The following is a 23,282-nucleotide window of genomic DNA, read 5'->3' as shown; positions in this document are numbered from 1 at the left end:
ACGACAGAGAGGGGAATCCGCATGTCCTTGCGCGAGATACAGGAAAGTGTCCAGCAGATTGCGTGGGCGGTGGCATCCGTTCTGCGCGTAGAGGTAGAAATTGCTGACACGGATTTGATGCGGATAGCTGGAACAGGACGAACACAGGCAGGCGTACTGCACACGATGGCGGGTCAGGATCACGTCTATCGTTCCTCCTTGTTTGCGGGACAACCTGTGGTCATCACACGCCCCGGCGAAGATGAGCGTTGTCGGCCGTGCGCCCACTTTGGCAATTGTGCGGAAACGGGGGAAATCTGCTGTCCGATTATGCTGGATGGACAAAAGGTGGGTGTCATAGGCCTGCTCGCTTTTGATCAGGAGCAACGGGAGCGGCTGTTCTCCGATGTCAGCTCGATCCTGAACTTTTTGCAAAAGATGGCTGAGCTGATCTCGATCAAGCTCAAGGAGCATCTCATGTATGTGGAGCAGCAGCTTGCGCTGGAAAAGCTGCGTGTCGTCATGGACGACCTAGATAAAGCCATGCTCACAGTGGATCAGGGGGATCGAATCGTTCAGGCCAATCAAAGGGCACGCCAGTTTCTACAGCTTGGGGCACAGGATTGCTTTGCCGCGCTCGACATAACAGCATGGCTTGCGGCGATCCGGGAAGCAGATCAAATGCAGGCGAATCCGAAAAAGGTCGTGCTGGAGATCGGGCACGAGGCGAAGGAATTTTTGTTTTCGCTCAAGCCGATCGTGCTCGATGGAAAAATACGGGAATGGGTCATTACCCTCGATGATGTCGAGGAGGTCGTAGAAATCGCGAGGCAGGTTGGCGGCTATGAGCGGGAGGATGCTTTTGCCGTTATCGTAGGAAGCAGTCCTTCTATCCAGCGAGCCAAAGACGTGGCGAGGCGAGTCGCGGAGAGCGATTCTACTGTATTGCTTCAAGGCGAGAGCGGTACGGGAAAAGAGCTGTTTGCCAAAGCGATTCATCAAGCCAGCCAGCGAAATGCCCAGCCGTTTATCTCCATCAATTGCACCGCCATCCCTGAGCAGTTGCTGGAAAGCGAGCTGTTCGGGTACGAAGAAGGCTCTTTTACCGGTGCACGAAAGGGAGGCAAGCAGGGCCTGTTTGAGCTGGCTGGATCGGGCACACTCTTTTTGGATGAGATCGGCGACATGCCGCTACATTTGCAAGGAAAGCTGCTTCGCGTTCTTCAGGAAAAAGAGGTTCAGCGTGTAGGAGGAGCTGGCAAGGCGATTCCTGTTCATGCTCGAATCATTGCGGCAACCCATCTGGATTTGCCGGAGCGGGTCACTCAAGGCTTGTTTCGTATGGATTTGTTTTATCGTCTACATGTGATTCCGATTCATTTGCCGTCCTTGAGAGATCGGCGTGAGGATATTTTGACCTTGGCAAATCGTTGTCTGATAGAGTGTGCGACCCGATTAGGCAAGCCTATTGTTGGATTTTCGCAAGAGACAAAGGCACTTTTGTTTCATCATGACTGGCCTGGTAATGTCCGCGAACTGGCGAATGTCATCGAGTATGCAGTCAACATGGAAACCGCAGCTTCCATCCAAGCGACGAGTTTGCCTGGCGCAATTGTGAAAGCTAGGAAGCGTGACGCCCTGTCAGCTTCATCCGGGCATGAAGGACAACGAGAAGGGCTGCTTTCGCTAAAAGAAATGGAGCGGCTCGCGATTGCGGAAGCATTACTACGTGTCCAGATTAGGAAAGGGCGAAAAGAAGAAGCTGCCGAGCTGCTCGGCATCAGTCGCGCCAGCCTATTCCGCAAAATGAAAGAGTACGGTCTGTCTAAATAAGGCAGAGAGCAGGGTCAGCTCCCCGGGGGCTGGCTTTTTGGCTTCTGTCTATTGTTTGTGGTATGATGTGTGGGAAGGTTTTTGGAAGAAGGCTATGAGAGGAGTGTCGAATGAGAGTGAAAGAGATTATGGGATGGGTTCGTTCAATTGCCTTTGCAGTAGCTTTTGCCCTGGTCCTAGGAATCTTTGTGTTCCAGCCATATAAGGTTGATGGTCATTCCATGGACCCTACCTTGCAGGATCAACAGCGAATTTACGTGTCAAAACTTTCACATACGTTTTCTTATCTTCCAAATTATGGGGATATCGTTGTCATTGACAGTCGCGTACAAAGAGAGCGCTCCTTTATGGACGACCTCACCAGTCACCCGCTCGTGTCTCTGTTGACAGGAACACAAGAGGATCACTCCATGTACGTCAAGCGTGTCATCGGAAAACCAGGAGACGTACTGGAATTCAAGGATCAAAAAGTATACCGAAATGGTACTGCTCTGGATGAGCCGTATATCAAGGAAGCCATGCAGTTCGTTGCAGACGGAAAACTGACTGTTCCCGAAAACCATATTTTCGTGATGGGAGATAATCGCAATCACAGTACTGATTCGCGGGAAATCGGATTTATTCCGGTAGATCACATCATGGGCACAATGATCGAAAATCCATTTACATCTTAAAAAGCCTTACACCAAAGGTTGTCCAATTGCGGGCAACCTTTGTTTCTACAGAGGGAGATAATTTTTGTCGTCTAAATCTTCTGCCATTGAAAAAGGAGGGGCTGTCCATGCCCAGCATCATGATTGCAGACCGAGATCCGAATGAACGTACTGGAATGAGCTGGCTCGTATCCAGCTGTGCGATTCCGTATAAACAAGTACTTTCGGCGGGGACGATGGCAGAAGTATTCCAATTAATGGAGTCGCAAACACCTGAAGTGATCTGTCTCGAATTGGACATGATTGGTAAGGGGCAATGGGAGCGACTCAAGCTGCTGGTGGAGCAGTACAAGCCGACTGTACTGGTCACGACGGCAGAAGCTACGTTTGAGCGTGCGATGCAAGGAATCGAGCTGCATGCACGCGACTTATGGATCAAGCCTCAAACCCCCGAGTATATCAGACGCGTGTTGACTCGCTGCTGTCAGGAACGGATCTCTCGGAATCAGATCAATCAAGAGGTGAGCGGTTCGACAGGACTGTTCAGAGAGGTTTCGTATCTGGATTTGTTTTTTCCGCGCCCCATGCATGGGAATGCTTACGCGATGATGCTCGCACAATTGGAAGACCCGAAGCGTCACCCGGAGCTGCTTCGTTTTTTCGAAGACTATCCGTTTCGTGACAAGCCGATTCTTTTACCACTTAGTGATGGAATCGTAGGTGTGTTTCCGTTAGACGATCCCGAGTCAGTGACCCATTTGCACCAGACAGGCAAGCGTCTGTTGATGGATTGGGAAGGGGGGGGCGATTCCCCACTTTTTCTGGTCATGTATGATTCCAGGCAGCGAGAGCAGAGCTTGCATGAAGCGTATAAGGACGCAAGCCAGGCTTTGTCCATTCGCTTTTTTAAAGGGTACAGGCAGCTGTGGATTGTGGACGATCATGTTGAATGGACTACGATTGATCCTTTTTTGACTCCATCTGAACAGCGCCTGTGGGTAGACATGCTGCATGGCAGCGATCAGGAAGAGCTGAAGCAGTGGATGTACAAGCATTTTTCCTACAAAGAGGCGCCCTTTCCCGATCCAGGCATTTTGCGGATTCGCTTGACAAGTATTTTGGCTCAGGTACGTCGCTACATGAAATCTCATGGATTGGACCATGGAGTACTGGAGCAGGAGTACCATCGGGTGTTTGAGACCATCTTGTATTCACCGATTCTGTATCGGATTGTCGCTTGCCTTTTGTTGTTTATTCAATCTCTGATGGATCTGGTCCAAAAACAGGGGGATGAGGTCAGAGCAGATGTCATCGAGCAGGCTATCCGTTACATGGAAAGGCGCTATACGGACGCTGCTCTGCGCCTGGAGGATGTTGCCCGTCATGTTGATCGCAGCCCTGCTTATTTCAGTACATTATTCACGCAGAAGCAAGGAACATCATTCCGGCAGCTGCTGACCGCCATGCGAGTAAAGGAAGCACAGCGCCTGCTGATGGAGACAACCTTATCCATTGGCGAGATCGCACATCGGACTGGCTTTGTAAATGCCAATTATTTCAGCAAAATTTTCAAGGAAAAGCTGGGTACAACTCCACGTCTTTTACGAAATCAAAAGAAAAGATAACTATCGAATAAAAAGAGAGAAAATTTCGGCGAGACGATCAGTTGATCCGAATTCGACCGAAAAAAGTGGCACCAAATCGAAAGAGTGGTGCCTTTTTTGTGTGCTTTTGCTTTCCTATACTGAATCTATAAGCGATTCAATCTGGAGAAAAGCAGGTGGAAGTCATGACGAAGACACAAACCATTCAGCAAATGATTCAAGCGTATTCCGGTACCGAGCTACATACAAAAGGCTGGGTACAAGAAGCGGCATTGCGGATGCTGTTAAATAACCTGAATCCTGATGTAGCAGAGCGAACGGATGACCTGGTCGTGTATGGAGGAATCGGCAAAGCAGCACGTAACTGGGAATGCTTCGATGCTATTGTCGAAACATTGAAAAACTTAGAGAGCGACGAGACGTTATTGATCCAATCCGGCAAGCCGGTGGCTGTTTTTAAAACACATACAGATGCACCACGTGTGCTTTTGGCAAACTCCAATCTCGTTCCTGCGTGGGCGAATTGGGAGCATTTCCACGAGCTCGATAAAAAAGGGCTGATGATGTACGGACAAATGACCGCAGGAAGCTGGATTTATATTGGCAGCCAAGGCATTGTACAAGGAACGTATGAAACATTTGCTGAATGTGCCAGACAGCATTTTGAAGGCACGCTCGCAGGAACGATCACCGTTACAGCCGGTTTGGGAGGAATGGGTGGAGCACAACCACTTGCCGTATCTCTCAATGGCGGCGTGAGCATCAATATCGAGGTAGATCGCACACGAATTCAGCGTCGATTGGATACGAAATATTTGGATGAGATGACAGAAAGTCTGGATGAAGCAATTCGCCTGGCAGAAGCAGCAAAGCGTGAGAAGAAAGGCATCTCCATCGGTCTCTTAGGGAATGCGGCGGACGTATTGAAAGAGATGCTGGCACGTAATTTTATCCCGGATGTTCTGACAGATCAAACCTCCTCACATGATCCGCTAAACGGATATATTCCGATTGGCATGAGCCTTGAGGAAGCTACACAGCTGCGAAGCAGTGATCCAAATGAGTATGTAATCCGATCCAAAGCAAGCATCGCTGAGCACGTTCGCGCCATGCTCGCTCTGCAAGAAAAAGGAGCGATTACCTTTGACTACGGAAACAACATTCGCCAAGTAGCGAAAAACGAAGGGGTAGAGGATGCATTTCGTTTTCCGGGCTTTGTTCCTGCCTATATTCGCCCGCAATTTTGCGAGGGCAAGGGTCCATTCCGCTGGGTAGCACTCTCTGGCGACCCTGAGGATATTTACAAGACGGATGAGGTCATTCTTCGCGAGTTTTCCTATAATACCCATCTGTGCAACTGGATTCGCATGGCACAAGAACGCATTCAGTTCCAGGGACTGCCTTCGCGCATATGCTGGTTAGGCTATGGAGAGCGGGCACGCTTTGGTCAGATCATCAATGACATGGTGGCGCGTGGCGAACTGAAAGCACCGATTGTGATCGGACGCGATCATCTCGACTCCGGGTCTGTCGCATCGCCGAATCGGGAAACCGAAGCAATGAAGGATGGAAGTGATGCGGTTGCCGACTGGCCAATCCTCAATGCAATGGTCAATGCAGTAGGTGGAGCGAGCTGGGTATCTGTTCATCATGGTGGCGGAGTCGGAATGGGCTACTCCTTGCACGCGGGGATGGTCATCGTTGCAGATGGTACGCCAGAAGCGGCACGTCGACTGGAGCGCGTTTTGACTACGGACCCAGGCATGGGGATTGTTCGTCATGTAGATGCTGGCTACGACCTCGCTATTCAGACAGCCAAGGAAAAAGGCGTCCATATCCCAATGATGGAGGAGTAAGAGCCATGATCAAACCAGTATGGATTCGCCATGCCAGCCAGCTTGCAACACTGGCTGGCGGGTCAGAGGAGCCAGTCGTTGGCGATCGGATGAATGAGCTGACCATTATAGAAGACGGAAGTATCTGGCTGGAAGCGGGTGTCATCCAGAGAGTAGGTACGGATGAAGAGCTGGAGCAGGCGTATGGTCATCGCGCCCATGAGGCACAAATCATCGATGCTGCAGGCAAGCTCGTCACTCCTGGTCTGGTTGATCCGCATACACATCTGGTGCATGCGGGCAGCCGGCAAAATGAATTCAACATGCGGCTAAATGGCGCTACGTATATGGAAATCATGAACAACGGCGGAGGAATTCATTCCACGACGGCAGCTACCCGAGAAGCGAGTCACGAGGAGCTGTTTGCCCAAAGCAAGCGTCGATTGGATCAATTTCTGTTGCATGGAGTGACAACGGTCGAGGCAAAAAGCGGGTATGGGCTGACTCTTGCGGACGAAATCAAGCAGCTGGAGGTAGCCAAACAGCTGCACGAGTCACATCCGATGGATATTATCAGCACCTTCATGGGTGCCCATGCCGTCCCGCGGGAATATCGTGAAGACCCGGAGGCATTCGTCGAGCTCGTTACTCAGGAAATGATTCCAGAGGTGGCAAGGCGCAAGCTTGCAGAATTTAATGACGTATTTTGTGAGCGCGGGGTATTTACGCCGGAGCAGTCCAAACGAATCCTGGAAGCAGGTGCAAGGCATGGCCTGCTCCCGAAAATTCACGCAGACGAAATCGAGCCGTATGAGGGAGCGGAGCTGGCAGCAGCAATTGGGGCAGTATCAGCAGATCATCTCTTGCGTGCCTCCGATCGCGGGATTCAGCTGATGGCGGAGGCAGGCGTAATCGCTGTGCTGCTGCCGGGGACCGCCTTTTTCCTGATGGCAGAGTCAGCGAATGGCCGAAAAATGATTGATGCGGGTGTAGCGGTAGCAATCTCGACCGATTGCAATCCTGGATCGTCTCCGACGGTTTCACTGCCGCTCATCATGAATTTGGGCTGCTTGAAAATGGGAATGACACCAGCGGAAGTATTGACAGCTGCTACAATCAATGCGGCCCATGCGATCCGGCGTGCCCACGAAATCGGCAGTCTTGAGGCAGGGAAAAAAGCGGATGTTACGATCTTTGATGTTCCTGACTTCATGACGCTGCAATATCGCTATGGAATCAATCATGTTGACACGGTTGTGAAAAACGGGGCAATCGTTGTGGCAGGAGGGAGCTTGGTGTGAGCAGCTATCCATATCCATTGTTAAAACCTCCGAGCTTTGCATGGGATCGAAGCCACGCTCCTGCTGAGCCAAAAGTAAACGAATGGATCACTACGCTGGAAGTCAGTACCGCGGCTAGCACAGACTGGTCTGCGTACGATGTGGCGATTCTCGGCGTGCCGCTTTCCCGATCCTCCATCTCGGCCTCAGCAGCAAGTGAAAATCCAGAGGCGATGCGGCGAGCGTGGAAGTATTTCACTACCTATAATCTCGATCACGATGTAGACTTGTCTGACCTGCGTGTGCTTGATCTGGGGGATGTACGCCAGCATGTGACGGATATTGCCCAGTGCCATCGAAACATCCGCGAAGCGATGGTACAGATGCGCACGCATCATCCAGAGGTGCTGCCGCTGATGATGGGTGGCGATCATTCCATCACAGCGGTGCTGATCAAAGGCTACAAGGATGCTCATCCCGAGCAGCGAATCGGCATTTTGCAGCTCGACACACATTTTGACCTGCGCGATTTGACGGACAATGGCCCTTCAAACGGGACTCCGATTCGCAATCTGATTGAGAGCGGGACGATTCGAGCTGAGGATGTTCACAACATCGGCTTGCACGGCTTTTTCAATGCCCGCTCGCTGAAAACGTATGCGGATGAAACGGGAGTACGCTATACGACGCTACGTCAGGCGCGGAAAAAAGGTGTCGGGGAAGCAGTAGCAGAAGCACTCGTGGCTCTTGGACAACAGGTAGATACGATTTACCTGACGGTTGATATGGATGTACTGGATTGCAGCTATGGACCGGGGGTGCCAGCTTCTACTCCAGGCGGAATGCATAGTGGTGAATTGTTCGAAGCTGTGCATGCAGCAGGTCTGTTTTCCAAAGTAAAAGCAATGGATATCGTCTGTCTCGATCCGTTCAAGGATCAACGAGAAGCAACAGTCAAAACCGCTGTGCACGTCATGCTCTCCTTTTTGACCGGATATCACCAGCACCTCAATAAAAAGGAACCCGATGATCCGAAAGGCTGCCTGTAAAGGGGCAGCTTTTTTGTCGTTTCCGTTTCACTTCCGACTCCATTGACAAATGAATGATTCAGTAATACCATACAGGAATTGTAAAAGGTAGCTTTGAACGAGAATGCTATCTTTGTCATAAAGGAGATCGCGGTATGGGACAAAATAGAGATAATAAAGGACCGCTTTCCGGCAGTAGCCGGCTCGATTTACAGGCAGATTGTGAGAATTGCTTTGGCTTGTGCTGTGTCGCACTGCCATTTGCCGCTTCTGTAGATTTTGCGATCGATAAGGCTGGAGGTCAGCCCTGTCATAACTTGCAAGACGATTTCCGGTGTGGTGTGCATACCAAACTCCGACAGATCGGCTTTCGAGGCTGTACGGTTTATGATTGCTTTGGTGCTGGGCAAAAGGTATCACAGGTTACTTACGAAGGACAAGACTGGCGGCAGGCACCAGGATCGGCGAAGCAGATGTACGAGGTATTCCCGATCATGTGGCAGCTTCACGAGCTTCTCTGGTACTTGTCCGAAGCGCTTGCGCGGGAGGCAGCCTGTCAGATTCACGATGAGTTGAGCCAGGCACTCGCCAAGACGGAGCAATACACGCAGCTTCCCCCCGCTTCGCTGTTAAAAGTGGACGTGGCTGCAATCGGGCAAAAGGTCAATGCTCTGCTTTTACGAACCAGTGAGCTTGTGCGTGATGAAGCTCGTCGTCAGCATAAAGGTCCACTTGGCCGCCAGAAAAGCTATGGTCGTGGAGCTGATTTGATTGGGGTGAGGCTCAAAGGGGCAGACCTTCGCTACGCCAATTTGCGAGGAGCCTACCTGATTGCTGCCGACCTCAGAGGAGCAGACATGCGAGTAGCGGATCTGATCGGCGTAGATTTCCGGGATGCAGACATCAGGGGGGCGGACCTTACGGGAAGTCTGTTTCTCACCCAAGCGCAGCTCAATGCAGCAAAAGGAGATGCAGACACCAAGCTGCCACCATCCCTTGCTCGTCCGCCACATTGGTCTTCCAAAGGGCAGTGACGGACTGAAAAATATGGTATGATGACATCAAGATTATGATCCCAAGAAATCGAGGTGTCTGTCATGACAGGTTTCGGAATATTCCGCGAAGTGATTTCGTCAGAAAATGAGCTTCGTGAAATGTATGGTGAACCAAGCCAGCTCGTCCAGAACAAAGCGATCACACAGATTGATAGCCATGTCCGCGATTTTATCGGACAAGCGCCATTCCTCATTATTGCAACAGCGAGTGCAGATGGAAAATGCGATGCCTCCCCGCGTGGTGATGCTCCTGGCTTTGTGCATATCGTTGACGAGCATCATCTCATCATCCCAGAGCGACCAGGAAACAAGCGCATGGACTCGATTACCAATATATTAGCGAATCCCCAGATCGGCCTTATTTTCATGATTCCGACACTGGAGGAAACATTGCGAGTCAATGGACGTGCCTGCATCATTCGGGATGCCGAGCTCCTGGAGAAGATGGCGGTAAAAGGGAGAGTACCAACAATCGGAATCGGAGTACAGGTTGAGGAGTGCTTCATGCATTGCGCCAAAGCATTCATGCGCTCTGGACTTTGGAAGCCAGACACGTGGCCAGAAGAAGGAACGACTCCAAATGTGCCGCAAATCCTGGCAGACCATGTGAAGCTGCCAGGCGTAACCGCCAAAGAGGTAGCAGAAGGCTTACAGGACAGCTATACAAAACGTCTGTACTAGGGTGGGAAGTGCCGCGTCTGTGCCAAAAAGCACAGCGCGGCCATGTTTTCTACACTGGGTCAAATATGCTAAAATTTAATCGGTACATATTAATCAGCGATAGTCGGGAGGAGATCGGATGGCAACACCTATCACAGATAGCTCGGTATTGAACAACGGAGTCAAAATGCCTTGGCTGGGCCTCGGTGTTTGGAAAGCAAAGGAAGGCAACGAAACACTGGCAGTTCGCTCTGCTATTGAAGCGGGTTACCGCAGTGTTGACACGGCGGCCGTCTACGGAAATGAAGAAGGCGTAGCCGAAGGAATCCGTCAATCCGGAATCGATCGCGAAGAGCTATTCATCACGACCAAGGTGTGGAATGCAGATCAAGGCTATGAGACAACTCTCAAGGCTTTTGACACCAGTATGAAAAAGCTGGGGCTCGATACTCTGGACCTGTACCTCGTGCACTGGCCAGTAAAAGGCAAGTTTGTAGAAACGTGGAAGGCAATGGAGAAACTGTATCGTGACGGATTCGTACGCGCGATCGGCGTAAGCAACTTCCAAATTCATCATTTGGAAGAATTGCGTCAAAACAGCGAGATTACACCAGTGGTCAATCAGGTGGAATATCACCCGATGCTGACGCAAAAAGAGCTGCATGCCTATTGCAAGGAGCGTCATATCCAGCTCGAAGCTTGGAGCCCGTTGATGCAAGGCAATCTGGACCATCCGCTTTTGGTAGAACTGGGACAGAAATATGGCAAGTCTCCAGCTCAAATCATCATTCGCTGGGATTTGGAAAACCAGGTAGTAACAATTCCAAAATCCATTACACCTGAGCGTATTCGTCAAAACGCAGATGTATTTGACTTCTCGCTTAGTGCAGAGGATGTAGAAAAAATTAGCGCATTGAATCAAAACAAACGAATTGGACCAGACCCGGACAATTTCGATTTCTAAGAAAAGCAGATGAAAGAGAAAGGGGAAGCCGATTTGGTCGGCGCCCCTTTTTCTTCGACTGATAGGCTGGCTAAACAGTTGAGGTCATTCCCCCAATCGTGATGTGAAGCAATTTACGTTCTTTTGCCTGGGCACACCCTAATTGTTTCGGCGCTTGCGGGAATGTCCTCCTCAGAAAAAAATAGGCAGGATTTGTATTCTCTGACGGATTCGCTCTTTACTATGCTTTATTTTTTCGTATACTGAAAAGTAGCATATTTGTTTCATCAGATGAAACAGACGGATTCATTTAGGAAGCAGGTGCAATAACAGATGGAAGAACAAAAAGCAAACGTTCGAGCCGTCGAACGGGCTTTGGATATCCTGCTCTGTTTTACGGATTCCACGGATTTAGGGCTAAGTGAGATTTCCAGCCGACTCTCCCTGCATAAAAGCACAGTGCATCGATTATTGGCAACGTTGGAAAACAAAGGCTTTCTCATCCGTGATATCGAAACGGAGAAATATCGCTTGGGATTTCGGATATGGGAGCTGTCGGCCAATCTGACTCATAACGACGATCCGGCAACTTTACTTTTACCTGAAATGGAACGGCTACGGGATTTGGTAGAGGAAACAATCAGTCTGTATGTACGTGATGGAAGCGAGCGGATACGTATTCAGGCTGTACAGAGCAGACAGCCTATTCGCAGAGTGGCGCCCATTGGTGCGCGTATGCCACTCGCGGTAGGAGCATCCAGCAAGGTGCTGGTCGCCTATGCGGAGCCCTATTTCCTGCAAGAGCTGTTGAACGACCCGGACTGGCCTGATTTTGTCATTAAAGAGGTCTATGCGGAGCAGCTCGTACAAATCAAGCAGCAAGGCTTTGCAACGAGTGTGGAGGAGAGGGAATTGGGGACGGCAGCTGTAGCCGCTCCCATTTTTAACCGGAATGGACAATTGGTAGCCTCCATTGCAGCTTCGGGCCCTTCGAATCGTCTCACTCCGGAAAAAATGAAGGACTACGCGCCCTACATCATGGAGGCAGCGTATCGCATGGGAAAAATGATGAAATAGAAGCAAGCCAACGCTCCTGCTTATGGGGGTGTTGGCTTATTTATTAGTGGTACAGTAGCTCGTGGCCCGATCAAAAATTCCTCCTGCACGGTAGCCCAAAACGATTGCACGGCATGATCTGCGAGAAAGCGTTCTCCGCGAGAGGAAACGTACTGGCTCATTTCCTGATAGAAGGTGTGGTTACACAGCTTTTCATAGTGTCCGGCAATATCGTAGGCATCCAGTACAAACAACGGGTAGTTTTCACCAAGCAATGCGACATTGCCAATCGTTCGGGTAGTCAGCACGGGAACACCGAGGGCCATATACTCCAGTATGCGAGACAAGTACGAATGGGACGGGTTTTGGTCGCTCGTTTTATCGTAGAGCAAGGCGATACCGATGCCGCTTTTCAGGATCAGCTTCTTGGTCGTCCACATTGACTTTTGTCCGTGATCTACCACGCCGCTCTTGCGTAATAGCGTCTTTGCCTGCTTTTTATATTTGCCGACGATAGATGGATACAGAACACGCAGCTTGGCCTGTGGATGATTTTCACGAATAAAGCGAATCGCCTTCGTAGCGACGGATAACCCATACCGGGGACGGATGACCCCTGCCACAATCAGGTCTAGTGGTTCGCCTTGAGGCCGCTCATACAGAGAATCCCTCGGTGGTTCGACAAACTGGGGGAGGACTTGAATTTTGCGGTCGAGGTCCTGACTCGAGTAATTCCCCCTCTGAAGCTGATAGGTGCGATAGCGCTGGGCATTCGGCTCCGTCTGGAAAAACACGAGCCGGGAATGCTTGAAGATGCGGTTTAGTCTGCCCATGATATACGGATCGTTCAAATTGTATTGAACGGCCAAAAACAACAGCTTCGAACCAAGAGAAGGCTTTTGGTCTAAAAGCTTGATCGCCTCATTGCGTCCGCGAATAAAAATGAAATCGTAATTTTTGTTTTTATCACGGCGGATGATATCCTCGATCGGGTGATTGGACCTGTAAAACCGGACGTGCTGAAAGGTAAAGCCGCCCATTCCGTTACGGAACTGGAAGGGGAGGACGCAGTCAAACGAATATTGATCCCGCTCGTGTGCTGGCAGTTGTGCCACTTTTCGATCAAGTGCCCGTAGCAGAATAAAAAACTGCAGAACATTCCCCTTTGGCTTGAATTCGATGAGATTGCAAAAAAAACAAATTCTCATGTGATTCTCTCCTTCGAAGGGCTCTTCACTATCGTATGGAGTTGGGCGTCAAAGGCTACTTGAAATCAAGAAATTAAAAACGAACTCAAATAAAATACTTTACTAAGGTTAATTTATTTACTATTATTAATTCAAGGGGAACCCAACGAAAGGAAAAAGGTCATGACGTCAGAAACTATTTCATTACGCGAAAAGAAAAAAGCAAAAACGAAGCTGGCTCTTCTGGAAGGGTGCCTCGAACGCATCGGGGAGGGTACTTTTCGGAGTGTGCTTGTCGAAGATATATGTCAGCATGCAGAAGTATCCAAGGTCACTTTCTTTAAATTTTTTCCGCAAAAAGAGGATTTATTGATTTACTTCATGAGTATTTGGCAGGCGGAATGCTATGTGGAGCTGTCCAATAGCTCAAAGCGGGGTCTAGCGGCAGTCCGTTACATTTTTGCGAAAGTGACAGAGGACGGAAAGAAGTATCCCGGAATCATGCTGAGTCTAATCAGCTTTTTATCTGAACAGAAGATGCATCCTTGGATACCGACATTGTCAGAAGCTGAGCTGTACTTGCTTTTTCCACATGAAGCGAACAGGGTGGAGATCGCCAAGGTTTCGCTCCATGACATTTTTAAACAATCAGTGATGGAGGCACGGGAGGATGGAGATCTTTCGCCGCGCATAAGTGACGAGGAAGCTGTCATCTTACTGTTCTCCATGTTCTACGGTGCGTATTTGTCTGCTCATTTGTTTCGTGCCAGTGATTTTATGGCTTTTTACGAAATGCATCTCAAATCCTTGTTAAAGTAGGTGACAGCTATGTCAAAAATCATGCCGGGAAGATTTACTGCCCAGATGGACGAATCATTCGTCGTCTTTATTATCGGGATGCGCATCAATCGCTTGCTTGCTATACACAAATGGGTTCCAGTAGCAAATGCGATGGGGGGAATGCTGCAAGAGCTGTATCAGAACCCCGAGATTGGGTTTTTGGGAGATAGCGGGAGCATCAACATGCGGACGATCACGCAGATTCAATATTGGCGTTCCTACGAGCATCTGGAGCAATATGCGCGAAACAGCCACAAGCATTTGACTGCCTGGCGAAAGTTTAATCAGGCAATAGGCTCAGATGGTAGCGTGGGCATTTTTCACGAGACCTACCTGGTGGAAGCAGGGAAATACGAGAATGTGTATGTCAATATGCCTGCGTTTGGTTTAGGGAAGGTCGGCACGCTCGTTCCTGCCACAGGAAAGCGGGAATCAGCGCGTCAACGATTAACCAATGCATAAAAATCAACCCCACCTTGTTTATCCGCAAGGCGGGGTATTTGCTTTCCACTTTAAAAGGTTGGCAGGTTATCCAGATTGTTTTCCTTGATGCCATCAGGCTCGCTGCGCAAAATATCACGCCCGTATTTATGAAAGACGTCCACATGTGCCAGCTTGCCTGCTTTTGCATCCTGAAGGGCAGTGACGTAATCAAGCTCACGTCCCGCGCTGGTTTTGAATGCGATCAAATCTCCATCGTCATTTTTTCGGACGGCGACAATTTGTTCTTTGCCGGAAGCATCGGGTAAGGTGGTGGAACCATCGTTATCCTCTATGGCTTGCTCTTCGCCAGCATTTTTGTAGGCGGCATAAATCTCTTCAAAGCTTTGTTCCTTCATAGCAATCCCTCCTCTTTTATAAGGTTGCCTAAAAGAAGGGGAGAACATGTATTCGTTTTCGGGAAATGTGTTGTTGACAAAAGGTTCCATTTGCATGTATCTTTTTGAACGTATAAGAAATTATAATCGCGACGCTTATGAATTCTGGAGCGCATGGAAACTTTCCGCTAAAACGCGGTCGCACCTCCTTAAAGAAGCCTCGATAGAGGTTTTCTTATTAACACGAATGTCAATGAAAAATGAGGGCTTGATCATGTCACCACGTACCAAAGAACAAAATGAAGAGATCCGTAAGCAGCGGACACAGGAAATTTTGCAGGCGGCGATTCACGTTTATGCAGAGAAAGGATACGCTGCATCAGAGATTGGGGAGATCGCAGAGAGGGCTGGTCTGGCGCGCGGGCTGGTCTATCACTATTTTAAAAACAAGCAGACCTTATTTCGTGAGCTTTTCGAGTATGTGATGGAAAAGACCCAACAATTTACGAAAACGCATTTCGAGCAAGAGGGCTCCGCATTTGATCTGTTCCATACGTATGCACGAATTGTTTGCCGGCAAGTATTGGAAGAGCCTGCAGTGTCTCGCTTTTTCACGCGAATCAGCCTGGATGTACACTATTTGTATACAGCGGAGCAATTTTCTCCGTTCAAATGGGTAAAGACCTTCCTGCAGCCGATGACACAAGCCGTTGAGAAAGGCATGGAGCAAAAAACGATCCGTACTGGAGAGGCGAGTCTGATGGCCATGCAATTTTGGGGTGCCGTATCGCAGGGAATGAATTATTTAGACCAGACAAAGCAAGACCTCGCTGACCAAGGGGCGACAGCTCAGGAGATCAACGAGCAGCTCAAGGAGCTGTTTGAGCAAGTGATCGAGTCGGCATTATTTGTCATTAGACCAGAGTAATTTTTTTTGATTTTAAAATTGACTTTCGTGTCAGTCAAAAATAAAAAGGAGCTGAGTTTCATATGAAGACATTAGTTATCGTTGCCCATCCTCAGTTGCAGCAATCACGCGTCAACAAACGGTGGGCTGTGGAATTATTGAAGCAACCTGAGCATGTCATGGTGCATGAATTGTATGCCTCATACGCTGATAAAGCAATAGACGTCCCTTATGAGCAAACGCTGCTAGCTGATCATGAGCGGGTTGTGCTGCAATTCCCGTTTCAGTGGTATGGAACACCATCTTTGTTGAAGCAATGGCTAGATGAAGTGTTCACGACAGCCTGGTTGTTTGGATCTGGTGGAAAGGCGGTAGCAGGAAAAGAGCTGCTGCTCGCCATCTCAATCGGAGGTGCGCATGAAACATATCAAGCGGGCGGATTGATTGGCTACACGATCAGTGAATTGACACGTCCCTTGCAAGCTTTTGCCAATCAGGTCGGAATGACGATGCTGCCTCACTTCACCTTTTATGGAGCCGTTCAGGCTACCGAGGAGCAAATCGAGATCAGCGCCAGACAGTACATTCAGCACATAGTGAATCCGGAGCTCGATCCTCGCATTGCCCGGCGACGAATGCTTGCGGAGATGAAGCAAAAAATGAACGGGTAATCACTGTTGGCCCTTCAGTGGCGAAGTTTCAGGCTGTCTTGGAACGAAGGTAGGAAAATGATGGCTACCACTTGCTCTGGAGGAATGGATCAGTTAAAATTTGTTCCCATAGTCCAATCCGTACCGGAGGGTGATTCTTGTGTTACGATTACTGCGTTTTTTGCGGCCTTACCGGTATATGGTCATCATGACCATGGTATTTGTGCTGCTTCAATCGATTGCCAATCTGTATCTGCCTACGTTGATGTCAGATATCGTCAACGAAGGAATCGTCAAGGAGGACACTGCTTATATATGGAGGATTGGCGGATTCATGCTCCTTGTATCTGCAGTTGGTGCCATCTTGTCAGTCTGTGCCAGCTATCTGGCGTCTCGTGCAGCTTCAGGCTTCGGGATGCGGCTGCGCAGCAGTGTTTTTCGTCATATCGAGCGTTTTTCTTTGCAGGAGTTTGACAAGCTCAGCACGGCTTCCCTCATTACTCGTACGACGAATGACATTACGCAAGTCCAGCAAGTGCTTAACATGATGCTGAGAATGATGGTCATGGCACCGATGATGTGTATCGGTGGGATTATCATGGCGGTATCTAAGGATGCCAAGCTGTCTCTTGTCATTATTGGGGCGATCCCGATCCTAGCTTTGGCGATTTATTTGATCGGGTCCAAAGGGATTCCTTATTTCAAGACGATGCAAACCAAGATCGACCGTTTGAATCTGGTGTTGCGCGAATATTTGACCGGAATCCGTGTCGTTCGTGCCTTTAATCGAACCGAGCATGAGCGTGCACGCTTTGATCAGGCCAATCAAGACCTCACGGCGACTGCGATCAAAGCGAATCAGATCATGGCGGCGATGATGCCAATCATGATGCTGATGATGAACGTGACCTCGATTGCGATCATCTGGTTTGGCGGCCTGCGCATCAGTACCGGACATATGCAGGTCGGTGATCTGATGGCCTTTTTACAGTATGCGATGCAAATTTTATTCTCGCTGATGATGGCTTCCATGATGTTCAGTATGGTGCCGAGGGCTTCTGCTTCGTCGCTGCGTATTCATGAAGTGCTGGCGACAGACCCTGTCATCCTGGATAAGGAACAGGCAGAAGCAAAAAAAGCCAGGGAGGCAGGAGAAGTCATTTTTGATCAGGTGACATTCCGCTACCCGGGTGCAGAGAAGCCAGCCTTGTCTTCCGTTTCGTTCACAGCGAAGCCCGGCCAGGTAACGGCGATTATTGGTGGTACGGGCTCAGGAAAGTCTACACTCATCAGCTTGATCCCGCGCTTTTATGATGTCGAAAGTGGAAGTGTCCGTATCGGGAACACGGATGTGCGTGACCTGCCGCAAAATGTGCTCCGCGCAATCATTGGCTTTGTCCCGCAGAAGGCGCTGCTCTTCACGGGAACGATCGCAGACAATATTCGTTATGGCAATGAAGGAGCGACGGACGAGGAGGTCGAGCAGGCACTACAGACCGCGCAGGCTTCCGATTTTGTCGCCACGATGAAGGACGGACTCCAAACGGTGCTGGCGCAAGGAGGAGCAAACCTGTCAGGTGGGCAAAAGCAAAGACTGTCCATTGCACGAGCGCTCATTCGAAAGCCGGAGATTTACGTCTTTGATGACAGCTTTTCTGCTCTGGATTTCAAAACAGATGCCAAGCTGCGGGCAGCTCTAAAGAACGAGACAGAAGAAGCGACCGTCATCATCGTTGCCCAGCGCGTGAATACCGTCATGGATGCGGATCAGATTATCGTGCTGGAGGAAGGCGAGATTGTAGGCAAAGGCACTCACCATGAATTAATGGATACCTGTGACGTCTACAAAGAGATCGTCAAATCCCAGCTGACGGAGGAGGAAATCGCATGAGTAAGCAGCAGCAGCGTACACCTCATGGACCTGGTGGAGGACCTGGGGCGCAAAGACCGATGGGTTTTGGCGGACCTGGAATGATGACGATGCCTGGACAAAAGGCAAAAAATTTCAAGGGAACATTGCGACGTCTGCTTAGCTATTTGAAGCCGTATCGCTTTCGGCTAACGATTGTTTTCCTAGCAGCCGCACTCAGTACAGTTTTTGGCATTCTCAGTCCGAAATTGCTGGGGAACGCCACGACGACTATTTTTGAAGGCTTCATGGAGAAATTAAAGGGAGTGCCAGGGGCAGCGTTTGATTTTGGTGCCGTTTGGCAAATTATTCTGACCTTGATTGGGCTCTATCTCTTTTCCTCCTTGTTTGCCTATGTGCAGCAGTATTTAATGGCAGGAATTGCGCAGAAGACGGTCTATGCACTGCGCAAGGAAGCGAATGAGAAGCTGGCCAGACTTCCACTCAAATATTTTGACGGACGAACACATGGGGAAGTCATGAGCCGTGTAGTCAATGACGTGGATACGATTAGCGGTACCTTGCAGCAAAGCTTGACGCAAATGATTACCTCGGTAATTACTCTGGTGGGTGTCATCGTCATGATGCTGACCATCAGTCCACTCATGACAGTCATTTTGATGGTAACCTTGCCGCTTAGCTTCGTCGTTATCAAGCAGGTAGCAGCTCGCTCCATGCCGCATTTTAAAGGACAACAGCAAGCCATCGGCGAGATGAATGGTCACGTCGAAGAAATGTACACCGGGCACAAGATCGTAAAAGCGTTCGGGCGTGAAGAGCAGGCCATTGAGAAGTTCGAAGCGATCAATGAAAAGCTGTACAACTCTGGCTGGAAGGCGCAGTTCATTTCTGGAATCATGATGCCGCTCATGATGTTTGTCGGCAATATCGGCTTTGTGCTCGTCTGTGTGGTTGGTGGTGTGCTCGTTACCCGTGGCAGCATTTTGATCGGGGATGTGCAGGCTTTTATCCAATACGCCCAGCAGTTTTCCCAGCCGATTACGCAAACAGCGAATATCGCAAACATCATTCAGTCCACCCTCGTAGCAGCAGAGCGAGTCTTCGAAATACTCGATGAGCCGGAAGAGTCTACAGATGTGGATGCGGATTCCACTTCTGCTACTGCTGAGGGGCTTGCAGGGCATGTGCGATTTGAAAATGTTTCCTTTGGCTACAAAGAAAACGAGCCACTCATTCAAAACATGAATATCGATGTGAAGCCCGGAATGACGGTAGCCATTGTTGGACCAACAGGAGCCGGAAAAACGACCCTCGTCAACCTGCTTATGCGGTTTTACGAGATTGGAGAGGGCCGAATCACGATTGATGGAACCAATATACGCGAGCTGCCGCGCAGCGAGCTGAGAAATAAATTTGGGATGGTTCTGCAGGACACATGGCTGTTCAACGGCACGATCAAAGAAAATATCGCTTACGGCAGGGCTGGAGCGAGTGATGAGGAGATTATGCAGGCGTCTCGTGCAGCGCATGCAGATCACTTCGTACGGACTCTGCCAGAAGGCTATGAAACGATATTGAATGAAGAGGCATCGAATATTTCACAAGGTCAGAAGCAGCTTTTGACAATTGCCCGCGCCTTTTTGGCTGATCCGACGATTTTGATTCTTGACGAGGCAACAAGCAGTGTAGACACGCGGACAGAGCTTTTGATCCAAAAAGCAATGACGGGACTGATGGAGGGTAGAACATCCTTTGTCATCGCCCACCGACTTTCTACCATTCGTGACGCGGATCTGATTCTGGTCATGAATCAAGGAACGGTTATTGAGCAGGGCAATCATGAAGAGCTGCTGGAGCAAGGCGGCTTCTACGCAGATTTGTATAACAGTCAATTTTCCGAGGGAAGTACGAGTCAGCAAGTGAGCTGACCAGACAAAGCTGCAAAGGATCCAAATCAAAGCTGCTTTTAAGACAAAACCACCCTTAGTAATAAAGGGTGGTTTTTGCTTTGGCGCTTTTTATGGATAAATGATTTCGTAGGTGGGCCTTACCGTGTCGTCCAGAAAGAAATAGAAAAAGGGCAGCCTACCGATTTCTCGAAAGACTGCCCTTTTCGTTGGGTGGGTGCTGCTATGAACTTATTTCAATCTCTTACTTTGTTGTAACTGGTTTGCCTTCGTCCAGCAGTTGGCGAAGAACAGTTTGGAGAATACCACCATTGCGGTAGTAGTCTACGTCTACCATGGAGTCGAGGCGCACGATTACTTCGAATTCGGAAGTGCTGCCATCTTTCTTGGTTGCTTGTACTTTTACGCGTTGGCCAGGTTGAACATCGTCGGAGAGACCCAGAATGCTGAAGGACTCAGTTCCATCGATGCCAAGGGACTTCCAGCTTTGGCCATCAGCGAATTGCAGAGGCAGAACGCCCATACCAACAAGGTTAGCACGGTGGATACGCTCGAAGCTCTCAGCAATAACCGCTTTGATGCCGAGGAGGAAAGTACCTTTTGCTGCCCAGTCACGGGAAGAACCAGTACCGTACTCTTTACCAGCCAATACAACGAGTGGCGTACCGTCTGCTTGATACTTCATGGAAGCATCGTAGATGGACATTACTTCGTCAGTTGGCAAGTATTTGGTTACGCCACCCTCAGTGCCAGGAGCCACTTGGTTGCGGATACGGATGTTCGCAAATGTACCGCGCATCATAACATCATGGCTACCACGACGAGCACCGTAGGAGTTGAAGTCTTTGCGCTCTACGCCGTTCGCTTGCAGATACAGACCTGCAGGGCTGGTTGGTGCGATGTTACCAGCTGGGGAGATGTGGTCAGTTGTCACAGAGTCACCAAACAGTGCGATGGTGTTCGCTGCTTTGATGTCTGCGATCGCTGCGATTTCACCAGCCAGGTCTTTAAAGAATGGCGGTTCTTGGATGTACGTGGATTTTTCATCCCACTCGTACAGATCGCCAGTTGGAACATCGATTTTGTTCCAAGCATCGTTTTGTGTGAACACTTGGCCGTACTCAGCGCGGAACAAGTCAGGGTTCATTGCTTTACCCATTGCCGCAGAAATCTCTTGTGGAGATGGCCAGATGTCTTTCAAGAATACAGGCTGACCGTCTTTGCCAGTACCGATTGGTTCTGTAGTCAGGTCGATATCTACAGTACCCGCCAGTGCATAAGCGATAACCAATGGAGGAGAAGCGAGGTAGTTCGCTTTTACCTGTGCATGGATACGGCCTTCAAAGTTACGGTTACCGGAAAGTACAGCTGCAACAGTCAGGTCTTCGTCAGCGATTGCTTTGCTGGTTTCTTCTGGCAATGGACCAGAGTTACCGATGCAAGTGGTGCAACCATAACCAACTACGTTGAAGCCGATAGCGTTCAAGGAGTCGATCAGACCAGCGTCAGTCAGGTATTGCGTAACTACGCGGGAACCTGGAGCCAGAGAGCTTTTTACGAAAGCAGGTTTTGTCAGGCCTTTTTCCACAGCCTTTTTCGCCAGGATACCTGCACCCAGCATTACGCTAGGGTTTGATGTATTGGTACAGGAAGTGATCGCTGCGATAACAACCGCACCAGTTTTTAGTGTAGCTTTTTCACCGTTTGCATACGTTACATCTGCAGAAGCTGCGATTTTCTCTTCGGAGAGACCAAAACCGCCTTTGTCGATTGGCGTAACGAGGCTGTTATTGAAGGATTCCTTCATAGCAGTCAGTTCTACGCGGTCTTGTGGGCGTTTTGGACCAGCCAAGCTTGGTACTACAGTGGACAGATCCAGTTCCAATGTTTCGGAGAATACTGGGTCTGGCGTATCGTCTGTACGGAAGAGACCTTGTGCTTTGGTGTAAGTTTCAACCAGGGAGATGAGGTCTTCTTCGCGACCAGTTTGACGCATATAGTTAAGCGTTTCGGAGTCTACTGGGAAGAAGCCCATAGTAGCGCCGTATTCAGGTGCCATGTTGGCTACGGTTGCGCGGTCAGCCAGCGAGATGTTGGACAAGCCAGGTCCGTAGAACTCAACGAATTTACCTACAACGCCTTTTTTACGCAGCATTTGCGTAACAGTCAGAGCGAGGTCGGTTGCAGTTGCACCAGCACTCAGAGTGCCAGTCAGTTTGAAACCAACAACTTCTGGAGTTACGAAGTACAGAGGTTGGCCGAGCATTCCAGCTTCTGCCTCGATACCACCAACACCCCATCCAAGAACACCAAGACCGTTGATCATAGTGGTGTGGGAGTCAGTACCTACGAGAGAGTCAGGGAAAGCTACGAGCTCGCCGTCTACTTCACGAGTAGCGATTACAGTTGCGAGGTACTCCAGGTTAACTTGGTGAACGATACCAGTTGCCGGAGGAACCGCACGGAAATTGTCAAACGCAGTTTGTGCCCAACGCAGGAAGCGGTAGCGCTCTTGGTTGCGTTCGAATTCCAATTTCATGTTGTTGTCCAGAGCAGATGCGTTACCGAAATCATCTACCATGACGGAGTGGTCGATAACGAGGTCTACTGGTACGAGTGGGTTGATTCGTTTAGGATCTCCACCAGCACGCTTCATCGCGATACGCATCGCAGCGAGGTCAACTACAGCCGGTACACCGGTGAAGTCTTGCAGTACGATACGAGCTGGCATGAGAGGTACTTCTTGGTTTTCGTCGCGGCCTTTTGTCCAAGTCGCGAGTTGTTGTACGTGTTCTTTTGTGATCGCGCGTCCGTCGAATTGACGTACAGCAGCCTCAAGCAGAACTTTAATGGAGAATGGAAGCTTGGAAACATCACCAAGTCCTTGTTCTTCCAATCCTTGCAGGCGATAAAACGCGAAAGACTTGTCGCCTACCTGCAGGGAAGATTTTACTTTGTAAGCATCTTTGTTAGCCATGTATACAACCTCCCTATTGTTACTTGGAGTTTCATCAGATGAAACATAGTTTCGTTTCTTCTTCATCACGACCCTATTATACTCGATTTGTTTCTCGTCTTCTACCCCAAATTCATCATTTCTATACAAAATCACGGAAGAAAAAACGCCGAAGCCATTTTCCTGCAAAAAGGAAAGGAAAATTTCCAGACTTCCTGTAT

Annotated in this window: 19 protein-coding genes; 16 read left to right on the top strand and 3 right to left on the bottom strand. The window is 49.5% G+C overall.

What is annotated here, in order from left to right; translation table 11 throughout:
• Window positions 1–21: 21 nt before the first annotated feature.
• The 10 genes from ADS79_RS32000 (at window position 22) to ADS79_RS31955 (ending at window position 11,947) form a co-directional block, all read left to right on the top strand.
• The gene (locus ADS79_RS32000) at window positions 22–1,812 is read left to right on the top strand and encodes a sigma-54-dependent Fis family transcriptional regulator (RefSeq protein WP_049742538.1); all 1,791 of its coding nucleotides are present in this window, start codon (window positions 22–24) and stop codon (window positions 1,810–1,812) included.
• 116 nt (window positions 1,813–1,928) lie between these two features.
• Window positions 1,929–2,486 carry a signal peptidase I gene (gene lepB, locus ADS79_RS31995; RefSeq protein ID WP_084766171.1) on the top strand — a complete coding sequence of 186 codons (558 nt, stop codon included), beginning with the start codon at window positions 1,929–1,931 and terminating at the stop codon, window positions 2,484–2,486.
• Between the two features lie 107 nt (window positions 2,487–2,593).
• The gene (locus ADS79_RS31990; protein WP_049742536.1) at window positions 2,594–4,090 is read left to right on the top strand and encodes a response regulator transcription factor; all 1,497 of its coding nucleotides are present in this window, start codon (window positions 2,594–2,596) and stop codon (window positions 4,088–4,090) included.
• Window positions 4,091–4,254: 164 nt separating this feature from the next.
• Complete coding sequence (hutU, locus tag ADS79_RS31985) at window positions 4,255–5,925, top strand: urocanate hydratase (protein WP_049742799.1); 1,671 nt, start codon at window positions 4,255–4,257, stop codon at window positions 5,923–5,925.
• Window positions 5,926–5,933: 8 nt separating this feature from the next.
• On the top strand, window positions 5,934–7,205 hold the full coding sequence (gene hutI / locus ADS79_RS31980) for an imidazolonepropionase (RefSeq protein ID WP_174769609.1): 1,272 nt from the start codon (window positions 5,934–5,936) through the stop codon (window positions 7,203–7,205).
• Entirely contained in the window at window positions 7,202–8,233 is a 1,032-nt protein-coding gene (locus tag ADS79_RS31975; protein WP_049742534.1) for an agmatinase family protein, read from the top strand. The genes hutI and ADS79_RS31975 overlap by 4 nt, the downstream gene beginning before the upstream one ends.
• Window positions 8,234–8,367: 134 nt before the next feature.
• Window positions 8,368–9,246 carry a pentapeptide repeat-containing protein gene (locus tag ADS79_RS31970; protein ID WP_049742533.1) on the top strand — a complete coding sequence of 293 codons (879 nt, stop codon included), beginning with the start codon at window positions 8,368–8,370 and terminating at the stop codon, window positions 9,244–9,246.
• 63 nt (window positions 9,247–9,309) lie between these two features.
• Window positions 9,310–9,948, top strand: a complete 639-nt coding sequence (locus ADS79_RS31965; protein ID WP_049742532.1) for a pyridoxamine 5'-phosphate oxidase family protein — start codon at window positions 9,310–9,312, stop codon at window positions 9,946–9,948.
• 118 nt (window positions 9,949–10,066) lie between these two features.
• Window positions 10,067–10,891 carry an aldo/keto reductase gene (locus ADS79_RS31960; protein WP_049742531.1) on the top strand — a complete coding sequence of 275 codons (825 nt, stop codon included), beginning with the start codon at window positions 10,067–10,069 and terminating at the stop codon, window positions 10,889–10,891.
• 312 nt (window positions 10,892–11,203) lie between these two features.
• Window positions 11,204–11,947, top strand: coding sequence for an IclR family transcriptional regulator (locus tag ADS79_RS31955; RefSeq protein WP_049742530.1), 744 nt, complete (start codon window positions 11,204–11,206; stop codon window positions 11,945–11,947).
• A gap of 20 nt (window positions 11,948–11,967) precedes the next feature.
• Here the strand turns inward: ADS79_RS31955 and ADS79_RS31950 are convergent, their stop codons facing one another.
• A complete protein-coding gene (locus tag ADS79_RS31950) occupies window positions 11,968–13,134 on the bottom strand; it encodes a glycosyltransferase family protein (protein WP_049742529.1) in 1,167 nt (388 codons plus the stop codon).
• A 162-nt stretch (window positions 13,135–13,296) separates the two neighbouring features.
• Here ADS79_RS31950 and ADS79_RS31945 point away from each other — a divergent pair, with 162 nt between their 5' ends.
• Window positions 13,297–13,932, top strand: coding sequence for a TetR/AcrR family transcriptional regulator (locus ADS79_RS31945; protein ID WP_049742528.1), 636 nt, complete (start codon window positions 13,297–13,299; stop codon window positions 13,930–13,932).
• Between the two features lie 9 nt (window positions 13,933–13,941).
• A complete protein-coding gene (locus ADS79_RS31940; protein WP_049742527.1) occupies window positions 13,942–14,415 on the top strand; it encodes a DUF4188 domain-containing protein in 474 nt (157 codons plus the stop codon).
• 50 nt (window positions 14,416–14,465) lie between these two features.
• Here ADS79_RS31940 and ADS79_RS31935 read toward each other — a convergent pair whose 3' ends face one another.
• Window positions 14,466–14,792 (bottom strand): DUF3892 domain-containing protein, encoded by a 327-nt coding sequence (locus tag ADS79_RS31935; protein ID WP_049742526.1) that lies wholly within the window; start codon window positions 14,790–14,792, stop codon window positions 14,466–14,468.
• Between the two features lie 253 nt (window positions 14,793–15,045).
• Between ADS79_RS31935 and ADS79_RS31930 the strand changes: the two genes are divergently transcribed.
• The 4 genes from ADS79_RS31930 to ADS79_RS31915 all read left to right on the top strand — a co-directional run bounded on the left by ADS79_RS31930 (window position 15,046) and on the right by ADS79_RS31915 (window position 20,126).
• The gene (locus ADS79_RS31930; RefSeq protein WP_084766170.1) at window positions 15,046–15,699 is read left to right on the top strand and encodes a TetR/AcrR family transcriptional regulator; all 654 of its coding nucleotides are present in this window, start codon (window positions 15,046–15,048) and stop codon (window positions 15,697–15,699) included.
• Window positions 15,700–15,761: 62 nt separating this feature from the next.
• Window positions 15,762–16,349, top strand: a complete 588-nt coding sequence (locus tag ADS79_RS31925; protein WP_049742525.1) for an NAD(P)H-dependent oxidoreductase — start codon at window positions 15,762–15,764, stop codon at window positions 16,347–16,349.
• Between the two features lie 139 nt (window positions 16,350–16,488).
• Window positions 16,489–18,219: an ABC transporter ATP-binding protein gene (locus ADS79_RS31920; protein ID WP_049742524.1), complete on the top strand. Its 1,731-nt coding sequence runs from the start codon at window positions 16,489–16,491 to the stop codon at window positions 18,217–18,219.
• 59 nt (window positions 18,220–18,278) lie between these two features.
• Entirely contained in the window at window positions 18,279–20,126 is a 1,848-nt protein-coding gene (locus ADS79_RS31915; RefSeq protein WP_049742797.1) for an ABC transporter ATP-binding protein, read from the top strand.
• Between the two features lie 223 nt (window positions 20,127–20,349).
• Here ADS79_RS31915 and acnA read toward each other — a convergent pair whose 3' ends face one another.
• Window positions 20,350–23,082: an aconitate hydratase AcnA gene (acnA, locus tag ADS79_RS31910; RefSeq protein ID WP_049742523.1), complete on the bottom strand. Its 2,733-nt coding sequence runs from the start codon at window positions 23,080–23,082 to the stop codon at window positions 20,350–20,352.
• Between the last annotated feature and the right edge of the window lie 200 nt (window positions 23,083–23,282).

It is taken from the genome of Brevibacillus reuszeri (assembly GCF_001187725.1).
In the GTDB taxonomy this organism is placed as follows: domain Bacteria; phylum Bacillota; class Bacilli; order Brevibacillales; family Brevibacillaceae; genus Brevibacillus; species Brevibacillus reuszeri.
The sequence above is the reverse complement of the archived record's forward strand: the minus strand, read 5'-3'. Positions and strand labels throughout refer to the sequence as shown.